Origin of the sequence: Streptomyces sp. NPDC019396 (assembly GCF_040632375.1) — a bacterium.
GTDB lineage: Bacteria > Actinomycetota > Actinomycetes > Streptomycetales > Streptomycetaceae > Streptomyces.
In genome coordinates this window covers 133,255-148,308 of the sequence record NZ_JBEYBS010000014.1, presented here as the reverse complement: position 1 = coordinate 148,308, position 15,054 = coordinate 133,255, and the positions used below count along the sequence as shown (strand labels likewise).

Below are 15,054 nucleotides of genomic sequence, written 5' to 3'. Positions count from 1 at the left end.
TGGCCGTTCGGGTACCCCCGACCCGAACGGCCATGCCGCACTAAAGCGGTTTTTCCTGCCGGTTCAGCTCTCCAGGAACGCCACCAGGGCGTTCGCCAGCAGATACGGGTCGTCCGCGGCGCACAGTTCCCGGGCGCTGTGCATCGACAGGATGGCGACGCCGATGTCGACGGTCCGGATCCCGTGGCGTGCCGCGGTGATCGGGCCGATCGTCGTGCCGCAGGGCATGGAGTTGCTGGAGACGAACGTCTGCCACGGCACCCCGGCGCGCTCGCACGCCGCCGCGAACACGGCACGGCCGCTGCCGTCGGTGGCGTACCGCTGGTTGGCGTTGACCTTCAGGATCGGGCCGCCGCCCGCGCGCGGGTGGTGCGTGGGGTCGTGGCGCTCCGCGTAGTTGGGGTGCACCGCGTGGCCGGTGTCGGAGGACAGGCACACCGTCCCGGCGAAGGCACGGGCCCGGTCCTCGTACGAGCCGCCACGGGCGAACACCGAGCGCTCCAGCACCGACCCGAGCAGCGGGCCGTCCGCGCCGGTGTCCGCCTGGGAGCCGTTCTCCTCGTGGTCGAAGGCGGCGAGCACGGGGATGTAGGGCAGGCCGTCGCGTGCGGAGACCGAGGCCAGCGCGGCCGTACCGGCGTGCACGGACAGCAGGTTGTCCATCCGGGGTCCGGCGAGGAGCTCATGGTCGCGGCCGAGGTACGCGGGGGCCTCCAGCGCGTGCGTCATCAGGTCCCAGCCGGTGACCTCCCCGGTGGACAGCCCGGATTCCTCTTCCAGGAAGGCGATGAGGTCGCCCTCGCCCACGGAGTCGCCGAGCCCCCAGATGGGCTGCATGTGCTTCTGCTTGTCGAGCTGGAGGCCCTTCTCGTAGATCGCGCGGTCCATGTGGATGGCGAGTTGGGGCACACGCAGCAGGGGGCGGTCGATGTTGACGAGCCGGGTGGTGCCGTCGCGCAGCGAGAGCCGGCCGGCGAGGCCGAGGTCGCGGTCCAGCCAGGAGTTGAGCAGTGGCCCGCCGTAGATCTCGACGGCCACCTGCCGCCAGCCGTGCGCCCCCATGTCGGGCTGCGGCTTGACCCGTAGGTTCGGGGAGTCGGTGTGGGCCCCGACGATCCGGAACGGTGTGTGCGGCGCCGCACCTTCGGGCACGTACCAGGCGATGATCGCGCCGCCGCGCAGCACGTACTTCCCGCCGCTCGTGCCGTCCCAGGCGTCGGTCTCCTCGACCTGCCGGAAACCGGCCTTCTCCAGCCGCGCGGCGGCGTTCGCCACGGCGTGGTACGGCGAGGGGGACGCCGCGAGGAAGGTCATCAGGTCGTCGGTGTGGCCGCGGTCGAAGGCGGTGGGGGCGCTGCTCGTCATGAGCCCAGCCTAAGTGGGGCGCCTGCAGCCGGTCGATCTCGGTGAGGCCGGTCCGCGGCGGGAGGGCCGTCGAGCGGGGAAAGGCCGTCCGCGGTGCAGCCGTCCGGCGGGTTCCTCCCTCGGGCGGGACTCCGGGTCCGTGCCGCCTTTGCGGGTACGACGGTGCCGCCACCCGGACGAGTCGGGTGGCGGCACCGGATCGACATGACCACGCCCTGCGCGCAGGGGTGGAGGAGAGGACTAGAACGCGGCCTCGTCCAGCTCCATCAGCTCGTTGTCGATGCTCTCGGCGATCTCGCGCGCGGTCGTGACGCCCGGCAGGACGTTGGCGGCGAAGAACTTCGCGGCCGCGATCTTGCCCTGGTAGAAGGCCTTGTCCTTGGGGGACGCGGTCTCCAGCTTCTCGGCGGCGACGGCCGCGCCGCGCAGCAGCAGGTAGCCGACGACGACGTCGCCGGAGGCCAGCAGCAGGCGGGTGGTGTTGAGGCCGACCTTGTAGATGTTCTTGACGTCCTCGCCGGTGGCGGTGAGGTCGGTCAGCATCCGGCCGACAATGCCCTCCAGGTCCACGGCGGCCTTGGCGAGCGCGTCGCGGGCGCCGGCCAGCTCGTCGCCGCCGGTGCCGACCGCGAGGAACTTCTTGATCTCCTCGGCCAGCAGGTTCAGGGACGCGCCCTGGTCGCGGACGATCTTCCGGAAGAAGTAGTCCTGGCCCTGGATCGCCGTGGTGCCCTCGTAGAGGGTGTCGATCTTGGCGTCCCGGATGTACTGCTCGATCGGGTACTCCTGGAGGTACCCGGAGCCACCGAAGATCTGGAGCGACTGGGCGAGCTGCTCGTACGCCTTCTCGGAGCCGTAGCCCTTCACGATCGGCAGCAGCAGGTCGTTCAGACCGTGCAGCGTCTTGGCGTCCTCGCCCGCCGCCTCCTTGACCGCGATCTCGTCCTGGACGGACGCGGTGTAGAGGACGAGGGTGCGCATGCCTTCCGCGTACGCCTTCTGCGTCATCAGCGAGCGGCGCACGTCGGGGTGGTTGGTGATGGTGACCTTGGGGGCGGTCTTGTCCATGAACTGCGACAGGTCGGAGCCCTGGACGCGCTCCTTGGCGTACTCCAGCGCGTTCAGGTAGCCCGTCGAGAGCGTGGAGATCGCCTTCGTGCCGACCATCATGCGGGCGAACTCGATGATCATGAACATCTGGCGGATGCCGTCGTGCTTGTCGCCGATCAGCCAGCCCTTGGCGGGGTGCTTGTCGCCGAACGTCATCTCGCACGTGTTGGAGGCCTTGAGGCCCATCTTGTGCTCGACGTTCGTGGCGTAGACGCCGTTGCGCTCGCCCAGCTCGCCGGTCTCCCAGTCGAAGTGGAACTTCGGCACGAGGAAGAGCGACAGGCCCTTGGTGCCGGGGCCGTGGCCCTCGGGGCGGGCGAGGACGTAGTGGAGGATGTTCTCCTCCATGTCGTGCTCACCGGAGGTGATGAAGCGCTTCACACCCTCGATGTGCCAGGAGCCGTCCTCCTGCTCGATCGCCTTGGTGCGGCCGGCGCCGACGTCCGAGCCGGCGTCCGGCTCGGTGAGGACCATGGTGGAGCCCCACTGCTTCTCGACCGCGATCTGCGCGACCTTCTTCTGGGCCTCGTTGCCCTCGTCGTGGAGGATGCCGGCGAAGGCCGGGCCCGAGGAGTACATCCAGATCGCCGGGTTCGAGCCCAGCAGCAGCTCGGCGTACGACCAGACGAGCGAGCGGGGCGCGGTGGTGCCGCCGATCTCCTCCGGCAGGCCGAGACGCCAGTACTCGGACTCCATGAAGGCCTTGTAGCTCTTCTTGAAGCTGGCGGGCACGGGAGCGGTGTTGGTCTCCGGGTCGAAGACCGGCGGGTTGCGGTCGGCGTCCGCGAAGGACTCGGCGAGGTCGTTCTCCGCGAGCCGGGCGATCTCGTCCAGGATGCTCTTGGCGGTCTCGACGTCCATCTCCGCGAACGGGCCGGTGCCGTACAGCTTGTCGCGGCCGAGCACCTCGAAGAGGTTGAACTCGATGTCGCGGAGATTCGACTTGTAGTGGCCCATGGCGACGGCTCCGTCTGGATTGGGAGGGGGTCCTCGTACGTCAGTACACACATCTACCCGTTGGTAGTCGAGATGATGCTACCCGTCGGTAATAAGAGGCAACCCCTCGCGGACATCTGTGACGCGTCCCGCACGCTCCCGTACCCCCCTCGCCCCGCCGTGGCGGCTCGGTAGGCTTGCGCTCATGTACGGCTACGACCAGAACCCGGGTGCCCAGCATCACTACGGTGCCCCGCCGCAGCAGCCCATGCACGGCGCCGGAATGCCGGGTGCCGGTTACGGCGGGCAGGCTCCCGGTTACGGGGAGCAGCCGCTGTATCCGGAGCCGTCGCCGCCGTCGCTCGCCGACGCCGTGCGGGCGTTCACGACCGGGTCGATGTCCGCCGAGGACTTCCAGCAGATCTTCGCCACGTCGAAGGTGTACTGCCCGCGGGGCGACAATCCCGGGTTCCTGGCGCTGCACAACACCCAGCAGCCGGTGATCCCGATGTTCACCTCGCTGAAGGAGCTGCGCCGGTACGCGGGCAAGGACTCCAAGCACTTCGTGATCACGGGTGCCGAGGTGATCGACCTGCTGCCGACCGGGTACGGCTTCGTCCTGGACATGGAGGGTGACCACCGGATGGTGTTCGACGCCAAGGCAGTGGAGCAGATGGTCGATTTCGCGATGCGGCGCATGTACGGCTGACCGTCGCGAGCAATGTCGTGGACGCCCGGGAGGAATTCCTCCCGGGCGTTCCGCGTTGGGGCTGGCAAGAAGTTCAGTGTTCAACTAAACTGGACGCACAAGGAGGTCACCCCATGCCCGCAGTGACTGTCGAGAACCCGCTCACCCTGCCGCGCGTCGCCGCTCCCGCGGACGCCGTGCAGCGTCCGGTACGCGCCGTGACCACGGCGCCCAGCGGTTTCGAGGGAGAGGGCTTCCCGGTCCGGCGCGCGTTCGCCGGGATCAACTACCAGCACCTCGACCCGTTCATCATGATGGACCAGATGGGCGAGGTGGAGTACCAGCCCGGGGAGCCGAAGGGGACCCCCTGGCACCCCCACCGGGGCTTCGAGACCGTCACCTACATCATCGACGGTGTCTTCGACCACCAGGACTCCCAGGGCGGCGGCGGCACCATCACCAACGGCGACACCCAGTGGATGACAGCCGGATCCGGGCTGCTCCACATCGAGGCGCCGCCGGAGCACCTCGTCGTGTCGGGCGGGCTCTTCCACGGCCTCCAGCTCTGGGTGAACCTCCCGGCGAAGGACAAGATGATGGCCCCTCGCTACCAGGACATCCGCGGTGGCCAGGTGCAGCTGCTGACCTCGCCGGACGGCGGGGCGCTGCTCCGGGTGATCGCCGGTGAGCTGGACGGCCACCAGGGCCCCGGCATCACGCACACGCCGATCACCATGGTGCACGCGACACTGGCACCGGGCGCGGAGGTCACCCTGCCCTGGCGGGAGGACTTCAACGGCCTGGCCTACGTGCTGGCGGGCCGTGGCACGGTCGGTGCCGAGCGGCGCCCGGTCGAGCTGGGCCAGACCGCCGTCTTCGGTGCGGGCTCCGCGCTCACCGTCCGCGCGGACGAGAAGCAGGACGCGCACACACCGGACCTGGAGGTCGTGGTGCTCGGAGGGCAGCCGATACGGGAGCCGATGGCGCACTACGGGCCGTTCGTGATGAACACCCGCGAGGAGCTCCAGCAGGCCTTCGACGACTTCCAGAAGGGACGGCTCGGCACCATCCCCGCGGTGCACGGCATGTGACGCCTGACCCTGGCCCCTCGGTGTGCGGGGCCAGGGGGCCCGCCCCGCACCTGATGAGACGTCACCCGGTCGGCCCGGGTGGGCGGGACGGTTCGCCCCCGCCGTGATCCGCTGGAGGGATGCAGCCGCAGCCCGGGGCGCCGTGGCCCCTCCTACCCCGGCCGGTCTGGCGGCTCGCCGCCTGGTGCGCCGTCGTGCTCCTGGCGGCCGGGGTGGTCGCCGTCGGCATCAAACTGATCGTGGCCTTCAAGACCGCCGTCACCCCCGTGCTGCTCGCGCTGCTCGGCACCGCGCTGCTCGGGCCGCTGTACCGGCGGCTGGTCGGTATGAAGGTCAGGCGGTCACTCGCCGCGGGACTCACCTGTGCCGCCGTCGTCATCGTGGTGGGCGGGGCGATCTACATCGTGGTCAACGCCCTCGTCGAGTCCGGGGACCAGATCATCGCCTCGTTGCGGCAGGCGGCCCGGGACCTCGCGAAGCACTTCGGGGCCGCGGGCACGTCCCTGGACGATCTGGCCGCCAATTCCAAGGACCTGATGACCAAGTTCGGCGGGACCGCCGCCACCGGCGTGATCTCCGGGCTGAGCGCGGTCGGCGAGATGATCGCGATCGCCGTACTGGCCCTGCTGCTGATCTTCTTCTTCCTCCGCGACTCCGACCACGCCGTCCGCGTCCTGCGTTCCTTCGCACCGCGCTCCGGTGCCGACACCGCGGAGGCGATGGGCCGCAGGGCCTTCGAGGCGGTCGAGGGCTTCATGCGCGGAACGACCCTCATCGCGCTGATCGACGCCGTCTGCATCACCGTCGGCCTGCTGATCCTGCGGGTGCCGGGCGCGGCCGGGCTCGGTGCGCTGGTCTTCGTGTTCGCCTACATCCCCTATCTGGGCGCGTTCATCTCAGGCTCTGTCGCCGTGCTCGTGGCGCTCGCCGACCGGGGCTTCGTGATCGCGCTCTGGGCGCTCGGCGTGGTACTCGCCGTGCAGGTCCTGGAGGGCCACATCCTCCAGCCGGTGATCCAGAGCCGTACGGTCCAGATGCACCCGGCCGTGGTGATGCTGGCGATCACGGCGGGTGCGGGGCTGGCCGGGATCCTCGGCATGCTGCTGGCCGTGCCGCTGACCGCCGCCGCCTTCGGGGTGTTCAGCGAGCTGCGGAAGCGCTACGCGCCGGTCGGCGAACCCACCGAGGGGCCGGACGGCTCGACCGGGCCGCCCGGCGGCCCCGGCTCGTAGAGCTCGAACCAGATCGACTTGCCCTCGCCGCGCGGCTCCACGCCCCAGACGTCCGCGAGCACCTCCATCAGCACCAGCCCTCGCCCCGATGACGCCAGCTCGCCCGGGTGGCGCTTGTGCGGCAGCTCGTCGCTGGAGTCCGAGACCTCGACCCGCAGCCGCCTGCTGCCGCGGTCGCCCATCGCCTCCGCCACCAGCAGCGCGTCGCAGTCGGTGTGCACCAGCACGTTGGTCATCATCTCGGAGAGCATCAGCACCGCCGAGTCGATCTGTTCGCCGTCCGTCCAGTCGTGCAGCAGCTCGCGCAGCTGCCGGCGCGCCACCGAGATCCGTGCCGGATCGGTCTGGGCCACGGTGAACACCGTGCGCCGGGCGCTCAGCCGGGGCGGCCCGCCGTGCCGGGACAGGAGCAGCACCGCGATGTCGTCCTCACGGCGGTCGGCGAGCGGTCCCCTGGTGAAGTGGGACGCGGGCCCGTGCACGGCCTGGACCAGTGCGTCGGCGAGCTTCTCCAGGGCCTGCCCGCCGCTGAAAGGCGCCTCCAGCACGGACCGGATGCGAGCCCAGCCCGAGTCGAGGTCATGGCCGCCGGTCGCCAGGAGGCCATCCGTACAGGCCATGATCGTCTCGCCCGGTTCCAGGGTGAGCCGGGTGGTCGGGTAGTCCGAGTCGGGGTCGATCCCGAGCGGCAGTCCGCCCTCCGTCGGCCGCAGGATGACCGTGCCGTCGGCCATCCGGATCGCCGGGTGGGGATGCCCCGCACGGGCGATCTCCAGCGTGCCGGTCGCCGGATCGCACTCGATGTACAGACAGGTCGCGAAGCGCGGACCGCTGTACGCCCCGGCACGCTCGACCAGATCGCCGTCGTCGTACGCCTCGGTCTCCGCGTACTCGTGCAGTCCCGCCAGGAACCGGGACGCCCGGGCGAGCACGGCGTCCGGGCGGTGCCCCTCGGAGGCGTAGGCCCGCAGCGCGATCCGCAGTTGCCCCATCAGCACCGCGGCCCGTACGTCATGCCCCTGCACATCCCCGATGACCAGGGCGATCCTGCCCCCGCCGCCGCCCGCGGCGCGGGTGCCACCGGGCAGCGGGATGAGGTCGTACCAGTCCCCGCCCACATGGGGTCCGCCACCGGTGGGCACATAGCGCGCGGCCACCGACATCCCCGGGATCCCGGAGCCCAGTTCGGGCGCCGGCGCCCAGGGGCCACGCACGGGGTCGCCCGGGTCGTCCGTGGCACCGGCCCGGGAGAGGGCCTGCGCCAGCATCCGGGCCACCGTGGTGAGCACCGAGCGGGCATCCGATGTGAAGGCCACGGGCTGGGTGAACGACGCCAGCCAGACCCCGACGGTGCGGCCCGACACGATCAGCGGGAGGAAGGCCCAGGACTGGCGGCCGAAGCGCTCCACGAGCGGCCAGACGATCGGGTAGCGGCGCCGGTAGTCCGCGGGGGTCGGGATGTACAGGGCCCGGCCGTTGCGGATGACCTCGGCCGCGGGGAAGGCGGTGTCCAGCGGCATGTCCGTGAAGACATCATCCTTGCCCGGGTCGTAGCCGTGGTGGCCGAGGATGGCCAGCCGGTCGCCTTCGATCCCGAAGACCACCAGCCCGTCCGGCGAGAAGCCGGGCATGTCCAGGGAGGCGGCGACCCGCAGTACCTCCCGGGTGGACCGGGCCTCGGCCAGCGCCCGCCCGGTGTCCAGCAGGAACGCCTCGCGGGAGCGGCGCCAGGGGGTGCCGCTGCCGGGTCCGGCACCCGCGGCAGCGGCGGCCGCCGGTGCCCCGGCACCTTCTCCGGCGTCCTCGACCGTCCCCACCAGCAGGTAGTCGCCGCCCTCGATGACCGGCTTGCAGCGGCTGCGCACGGTGCGCAGCACTTCGCCCTCCTCGTCGAGGATGCGCATCCGTACCTCGGCCAGGGTGCCGTCGGCGACCGCGACCGTCACAAGGCCGTAGACCTCCTCCCAGTCCACCGGGTGGAGGCGGGCCCGCACGGTGGCCACGGGCACGGTGCGGGTGTCGGCGGGCAGCCCGAGCAGCCGGGCGGCCTCGGCATCGAGGGTGATGGTCCCGGAGGCGTTGTCCCAGCGCCAGACGCCTGTCGCGATCGCGGCCAGGGCGGCCAGGACATCTTCGCGACGCATTTTCCTACTGTATTCACGATATGCCGGGAGTGGCCTCTGCTGAGGCCTCAGAAGAGAGGGTAGGCCGGGCGGTAACCTGGGTGGGTCTGCCCACATCCCCATCGCCACGAAGAACTGGATGAACGACGATGCATCGGTACAGGTCCCACACCTGCGGCGAGCTCCGCGCCTCTGACGTCGGCACCGACGTCCGGCTGAGCGGCTGGCTGCACAATCGCCGAGACCTGGGCGGCATCCTCTTCATCGATCTCCGCGACCACTACGGCATCACGCAGCTCGTCGCCCGCCCCGGCACTCCCGCCAACGAGGCCCTGAGCCACCTCGCCAAGGAGTCCGTCGTCCGCGTCGACGGCAAGGTCTCCGCCCGTGGCACCGAGAACGTCAACCCGGACCTGCCGACCGGCGAGGTCGAGATCGAGGTCACCGGCGTCGAGGTGCTCGGTGCCTCCGCCCAGGTGCCGTTCACGATCAACACGGACGACGGCGTCAACGAGGAGCGGCGCCTGGAGTACCGCTTCCTGGACCTGCGCCGCGAGCGGATGCACCGCAACATCATGCTGCGCACCGCCGTCATCGCCGCCATCCGGCAGAAGATGACCGCCCTCGGCTTCAACGAGATGGCGACCCCGATCCTCACGGCGACCTCCCCCGAGGGCGCCCGTGACTTCCTGGTGCCGTCCCGGCTGAACCCCGGCAAGTTCTACGCACTGCCGCAGGCTCCTCAGCAGTTCAAGCAGCTTCTGATGATCGCGGGCTTCGACCGCTACTTCCAGATCGCGCCCTGCTTCCGCGACGAGGACGCCCGCGCGGACCGCTCGCCCGGCGAGTTCTACCAGCTCGACGTGGAGATGAGCTTCGTCGAGCAGGAGGACGTCTTCCAGCCCATCGAGCGGCTGATGACGGAGCTCTTCGAGGAGTTCGGCGGCGGACGCCACGTCACCTCCCCCTTCCCGCGGATCCCGTTCCGCGAGTCGATGCTGAAGTACGGCAACGACAAGCCCGACCTGCGCGCCCAGCTCGAGCTGGTCGACATCACCGATGTCTTCGAGGGCTCCGAGTTCAAGGCCTTCGCGGGCAAGCACGTGCGCGCCCTGCCGGTGCCCGCCGTGCAGGACCAGCCCCGTAAGTTCTTCGACCAGCTCGGCGAGTACGCGGTCGAGCAGGGCGCCAAGGGCCTGGCCTGGGTACGCGTCGGCGACGACGGGGCGCTGTCCGGCCCGATCGCCAAGTTCCTCACCGAGGAGAACGTCAAGGTCCTCACCGAGCGCCTGGGCCTGGTCCCGGGTCACGCGGTGTTCTTCGGCGCGGGCGAGTTCGACGAGGTCTCGAAGATCATGGGCGCGGTGCGGGTCGAGGCCGCGCGCCGCTCGGGCCACTTCGAGGAGAACGTCTTCCGGTTCTGCTGGATCGTCGACTTCCCGATGTACGAGAAGGACCCGGACACCAACAAGATCGACTTCTCGCACAACCCGTTCTCCATGCCGCAGGGCGGCCTTGAGGCCCTGGAGACCCAGGACCCGCTGGACATCCTCGGCTGGCAGTACGACATCGTCTGCAACGGTGTGGAACTGTCCTCCGGCGCGATCCGGAACCACGAGCCCGACATCATGTTCAAGGCCTTCGAGATCGCGGGCTACGACCGGGAGACCGTGGAGCGCGAGTTCGCCGGAATGCTCCGCGCCTTCCAGTACGGCGCCCCGCCGCACGGCGGTATCGCCCCCGGCGTCGACCGCATCGTGATGCTGCTGGCCGACGAGCCCAACATCCGCGAGACGATCGCCTTCCCGCTCAACCAGAACGCCCAGGACCTGCTGATGGGCGCACCGGCCGAGGTCGAGGAGGCGCGGCTGCGCGAGCTGAACATCGCGCTGCGCAAGCCCCAGGCCAAGTCCGGCGAGTGACGCGTCGTTAGGCGCCACTGGGAGACCTTGGGCGACTGCTCCGTCAGGGGCCCGGAACCGACACGGTTCCGGGCCCCTGACGCGTTCCGGCACGGGACGCGTTCCGACACACGCGCAAGTCCTGCGACGCCTTCTCGCGTAATTCCCGTACCTTCCGTGTCGTTCGCGGCGTGGCGTTCGGCGTCCGGGCGCCGAACGGGAAGAGAGGGCCAGGGAAGGCAGGACCGGTGACGCACCACCGGAGAAGCACCACCGGAGAGGACACCGCGTCGTGCCCAGCACCGTACCGACGACGAGACCGACCAGACCGACGAGATCCACCAGAACAGCCGCCGCCGCGGCAGCCGTCCCGCTGCTCATCGCCGGACTGCTCGTCGGAGGCTGTACGCGGGCCGCGGCGCCGTCCCCGGTCGTGGAAACCCCGCCCCGTCCCGCCAGCGGCCCGGGCGCAGGCGGTGGGGTCGAGGCGGCACCGGCCGCGGCGATCCCCGGGATCGGCGGCCGGACCCGCGACCTCATCCCGGAAGACGCCACCCAGGCCGTCGTCGTCACCGGCGAGGACCGGCACTCGCCCTTCTCCACGGTCGTCCTGTACGAGTGGACCGCTGCCACGGGCTGGCAGGCCGTCTCCGACAGCTGGCCCGCCCACAACGGCCTGAAGGGCTGGACCGACGAGCACTGGGCCGGTGACAAGCGCTCACCGATCGGGGTGTTCGGGCTCACCGACTCGGGCGGCCGGCTGCCCGATCCGGGCACCAGGCTGCCGTACCACCGCAGCCCCCTGTTCAACGCGCCCGGCCGCGGCTTCCTCGGGGAGCCGCTCGCGGGTTCCTTCGACTACGTGGTCGCGATCAACTACAACCGCCGCGAGGGTGGCAGTCCCCTCAACGACGGGGTGGTCCAGCGACCCATGGGCTCGGAGCGGGGCGGCGGGGTCTGGTTCCATGTCGACCACGGCGGCCCCACCCAGGCGTGTGTCTCGCTGGACGAGGAGCACATGCGGGAGCTGCTGCGCTGGCTGGACCCGGACCGGGAGCCGGTGGTGGTGATGGGGGACGTGGACGCGCTGGCGCGCTGACCCGCCGGCCCGCGTCCCCGGACACCGCTACTGCGCGGGCTTCTCCTCCAGCCGGGGGAACAGCACCGCGCCCTTCGTCACCGTCGTACCGGCCGGAAGCCTGCCCCAGTCCGCCCCGTCCTGGACCCGCTGCTCCGCCAGGGCCCCGAGGGACGCCTCGGCGCCCAGCGAGTCCCACAGCTTCTGCGAGGTGTCCGGCATGACGGGGTTCAGCAGCACCGCGACCGCGCGAAGCGACTCGGCGGCCGTGTAGAGGATGGTCGCGAGGCGGGCCCTGCCCTCGTCGGACTCGTCCTTGGCGACCTTCCACGGCTCCTGTTCCGTGATGTAGCCGTTGACCTGCTTCACGAAGTCGAAGACCGCCAGGATGCCGCCCTGGAAGTCCAGCTCGTCACCGATCCGCCGGTCGGCCTCGGCCACAGCCTTTGCCAGTCCGTCCTGGACGGCCTTCTCGGCCGCGCCGTCCGCCGTGGCCCCGGGCAGGGCCCCGCCGAAGTACTTGCCGACCATCGCCGCGACCCGGGACGCCAGGTTGCCGTAGTCGTTGGCGAGCTCGCTGGTGTAGCGGGCGGTGAAGTCCTCCCAGGAGAACGAGCCGTCCTGGCCGAACGCGATCGCGCGCAGGAAGTACCAGCGGTAGGCGTCCACGCCGAAGTGCGAGGTCAGGTCCTGCGGCTTGATGCCGGTCAGATTGGACTTGGACATCTTCTCGCCGCCGACCATCAGCCAGCCGTTGGCCGCGATCTTCCCGGGCACCGGCAGGCCCTGGGCCATCAGCATCGCGGGCCAGATGATCGCGTGGAAGCGGAGGATGTCCTTGCCGATCAGATGCACGTTCGCCGGGAAGGTCTCGTCGAACTTCGCCGGGTTCTCGTTGTAGCCGACGGCCGTGGCGTAGTTCAGCAGGGCGTCGATCCACACGTAGATCACGTGCTTCTCGTCCCACGGCACCTTGACGCCCCAGTCGAACGTGGAACGCGAGATCGACAGGTCCTGCATGCCCTGCTTCACGAAGTTCACGACCTCGTTGCGGGCGGACTCCGGCTGGATGAAGCCGGGGTTGGCCTCGTAGAACTCCAGCAGCCTCGGGCCGTACTCGCTGAGCTTGAAGAAGTAGTTCTCCTCCTTGAGGATCTCCACCGGCTTCTTGTGCACGGGGCACAGCTTCTGGCCCGCGTACTCTCCGTCGGTGCCGCCGTCGATCAGCTCCCCGGGGAGCTTGTACTCCTCGCAGCCCACGCAGTACGGGCCTTCGTAGCCGCCCTTGTAGATCTCGCCCTTGTCGTACAGGTCCTGCACGAACTCCTGGACGCGGTCGGTGTGCCGCTTCTCCGTCGTACGGATGAAGTCGTCGTTCGCGATCTCCAGGTGCTCCCAGAGGGGCTTCCAGGCCTCCTCCACGAGCTTGTCGCACCACTGCTGCGGGGTGACGCCGTTCGCCTCGGCGGTGCGCATGACCTTCTGGCCGTGCTCGTCCGTGCCGGTGAGGAACCACACCTTCTCGCCGCGCTGGCGGTGCCAGCGCGTGAGCACGTCGCCCGCGACGGTCGTGTAGGCGTGGCCCAGGTGAGGAGCGTCGTTGACGTAGTAGATGGGGGTCGTGACGTAGAAAGCCTGCGCGCCTTCGCTCGCCCCCCGCGTCTCGTCGTGCTGCTCGGGCTTCTCGGATCCAGTGGGCGCCATGGCCGGAATCCTATCGACCTGCCGAAGATCGACTTACCTGCGTCAGTGATGCTGAGGGGAGGCAGGCGGGAGGGGAAGGACATATGCGGGTACTGGTCGCGGAGGACGAGGAGACGCTGGCGGAGCTGGTCGCCACGGGGCTGCGGCGGGCCGGTTTCGCCGTCGACACCGTGCACAGCGGCGATGCCGCCATCGAGCACCTGGGGGTGCATGACTACGACGTCGTCGTGCTCGACCGCGATCTGCCGGGGGTGCACGGGGACGAGGTGGCGCGCGGGCTGGTCGCCACCGCATCCCGCACCCGGATCCTGATGCTGACGGCCGCGGCGGCCACGGAGGACCGGGTGTACGGCCTCGACCTGGGCGCTGACGACTACCTGACCAAGCCCTTCGAGTTCCCGGAGCTGGTGTCACGGGTGCGTGCCCTGCGCCGGCGCAGCGCACGGCCGCCCGTGCCCCCGCTGCTGGAACGCCGCGGGCTGCGGCTCGACACCGTACGCAGGACGGTGGCGCGGGAGGGACGGGCGCTGGAGCTGTCCCCGAAGGAGTTCTCGGTGCTCCAGGTGCTGCTCGAGGCGGACGGGGCGGCGGTCTCGGCCGAGGAGCTCCTCGAACGGGCCTGGGACGCACACGCGGATCCGTTCACCGGGGCGGTGCGGGTGTGCATGAGCAAGCTGCGGGCCAAGCTGGGGGAGCCCGGGCTGATCCGCACGGTGCAGGGCGTGGGGTACGTGCTGTGACGGCTCCGCTGGGGTCCGGCTCGACCATCCGCACCCGTATCGCGATGGTCTACGGGGGCGCCTTCCTGGTGCTCGGCGCGGTGCTGCTCGGGATCGTGAACCTGCTGTCCCTGGCCGGGGCGGACCAGGACCCGGCGACGGGTCTCGAGGGAGAGCTCTCGGACCGGGTGCGGGACGCGGTGGCGGAGCAGATGCTGATCTGGTCCTCGCTCGCGCTGCTGGTCATGGCGGTGTGCGCGGTGGTGGTGGGGTGGTGGACGGCGGGACGGGTGTTGCGCCCGGTGCACGAGATGACCGCGCGGGCGAGGGCGCTGTCGGTGCGGACACCCGTCGGGGGCGGTGGTGAGGGCTGGGGGCGGATCGCCGTGCGGGGCCCTGACGACGAGCTCAAGGAGCTCGGCGACACGTTCGACGGGCTGCTGGCACGGCTGGAGGCCGCGTTCGACAGCCAGCGCAGGTTCATCGCGAACGCCTCGCACGAGCTGCGTACCCCGCTGGCGACCCAGCGGGCGGCCATCCAGGTCGGCCTGGACGAGTCCGCGTCGGCCGGGGAGCTGGCCAGGACCAGGCAGCTCCTCCTCGACAGCAACCGCCGAAGCGAGCGGCTGATCGAGGGCCTGCTGGTGCTGGCCCGCAGCGAACGGGGCCTTGCGCGGGGCGAGACCGAGTGCCTGGACCTCGGGGAGGTCGTGGCGGAGGAGTGCGAGCGGCACGGCGTCGCCGTCGGTGGGGAGCGGGTGGTCCACGTGCGGGGGAACCGGCTGCTGCTGGCCCAGCTCGTCCGGAACCTGGTCGCCAACGCGGTGGCGTACAACGCGCCGGGCGGGGTGGTGCACGTGTCCGTGGACGAGGGGCGGCTCACCGTCGCCAACACCGGTCCGAGGGTGGACGCGGCGGACGTCCCGGCCCTCTTCGAGCCGTTCCGGCGCGGCTCGGGGCGGGACCGGATGGGCCCGGGGGCGGGCCTCGGGCTCTCCATCGTGCGGTCCATCGCCGTGGCCCACGGCGGCACGGTGACCGCCGAACCGGGCCCGGAGGGCGGGCTCGTGGTGCGGGTGAGCCTGCCCTCCGGTATCGCCGGCTGAC

11 protein-coding genes are annotated in these 15,054 nt (G+C 70.5%); 7 read left to right on the top strand and 4 right to left on the bottom strand.

Features of this window, described 5'->3' with window-relative positions; translation table 11 throughout:
• Window positions 1-63: 63 nt before the first annotated feature.
• Together ABZ532_RS18420 and ABZ532_RS18415 are read right to left on the bottom strand one after the other, a co-directional pair.
• Window positions 64-1,365 carry a M18 family aminopeptidase gene (locus ABZ532_RS18420; protein ID WP_361284089.1) on the bottom strand — a complete coding sequence of 434 codons (1,302 nt, stop codon included), beginning with the start codon at window positions 1,363-1,365 and terminating at the stop codon, window positions 64-66.
• A 240-nt stretch (window positions 1,366-1,605) separates the two neighbouring features.
• Window positions 1,606-3,432 carry an acyl-CoA dehydrogenase gene (locus tag ABZ532_RS18415; protein WP_361284086.1) on the bottom strand — a complete coding sequence of 609 codons (1,827 nt, stop codon included), beginning with the start codon at window positions 3,430-3,432 and terminating at the stop codon, window positions 1,606-1,608.
• Between the two features lie 184 nt (window positions 3,433-3,616).
• On the opposite strand from ABZ532_RS18415, the gene ABZ532_RS18410 reads away from it, so the two are divergent.
• From ABZ532_RS18410 to ABZ532_RS18400, 3 genes are all read left to right on the top strand, one after another.
• A complete protein-coding gene (locus ABZ532_RS18410) occupies window positions 3,617-4,120 on the top strand; it encodes an SseB family protein (RefSeq protein ID WP_361284083.1) in 504 nt (167 codons plus the stop codon).
• Between the two features lie 113 nt (window positions 4,121-4,233).
• A complete protein-coding gene (locus ABZ532_RS18405) occupies window positions 4,234-5,190 on the top strand; it encodes a pirin family protein (protein WP_361284080.1) in 957 nt (318 codons plus the stop codon).
• A 119-nt stretch (window positions 5,191-5,309) separates the two neighbouring features.
• Window positions 5,310-6,422 carry an AI-2E family transporter gene (locus tag ABZ532_RS18400; protein WP_361284077.1) on the top strand — a complete coding sequence of 371 codons (1,113 nt, stop codon included), beginning with the start codon at window positions 5,310-5,312 and terminating at the stop codon, window positions 6,420-6,422.
• On the opposite strand, the gene ABZ532_RS18395 is transcribed toward ABZ532_RS18400, so the two are convergent.
• Window positions 6,350-8,566 (bottom strand): SpoIIE family protein phosphatase, encoded by a 2,217-nt coding sequence (locus tag ABZ532_RS18395; protein ID WP_361284074.1) that lies wholly within the window; start codon window positions 8,564-8,566, stop codon window positions 6,350-6,352. The two genes, ABZ532_RS18400 and ABZ532_RS18395, sit on opposite strands and share 73 nt — an antisense overlap.
• A gap of 128 nt (window positions 8,567-8,694) precedes the next feature.
• On the opposite strand from ABZ532_RS18395, the gene aspS reads away from it, so the two are divergent.
• Window positions 8,695-10,467 (top strand): aspartate--tRNA ligase, encoded by a 1,773-nt coding sequence (aspS, locus tag ABZ532_RS18390; RefSeq protein ID WP_361284071.1) that lies wholly within the window; start codon window positions 8,695-8,697, stop codon window positions 10,465-10,467.
• Between the two features lie 352 nt (window positions 10,468-10,819).
• Complete coding sequence (locus ABZ532_RS18385) at window positions 10,820-11,545, top strand: L,D-transpeptidase family protein (RefSeq protein ID WP_361284255.1); 726 nt, start codon at window positions 10,820-10,822, stop codon at window positions 11,543-11,545.
• A gap of 27 nt (window positions 11,546-11,572) precedes the next feature.
• Here the strand turns inward: ABZ532_RS18385 and metG are convergent, their stop codons facing one another.
• Entirely contained in the window at window positions 11,573-13,228 is a 1,656-nt protein-coding gene (metG, locus tag ABZ532_RS18380; protein ID WP_361284068.1) for a methionine--tRNA ligase, read from the bottom strand.
• Window positions 13,229-13,311: 83 nt separating this feature from the next.
• Here metG and ABZ532_RS18375 point away from each other — a divergent pair, with 83 nt between their 5' ends.
• Window positions 13,312-13,968 (top strand): response regulator transcription factor, encoded by a 657-nt coding sequence (locus ABZ532_RS18375; RefSeq protein ID WP_361284060.1) that lies wholly within the window; start codon window positions 13,312-13,314, stop codon window positions 13,966-13,968.
• 44 nt (window positions 13,969-14,012) lie between these two features.
• Window positions 14,013-15,053: an ATP-binding protein gene (locus ABZ532_RS18370; RefSeq protein ID WP_361284252.1), complete on the top strand. Its 1,041-nt coding sequence runs from the start codon at window positions 14,013-14,015 to the stop codon at window positions 15,051-15,053.
• Window position 15,054 lies beyond the last annotated feature (1 nt).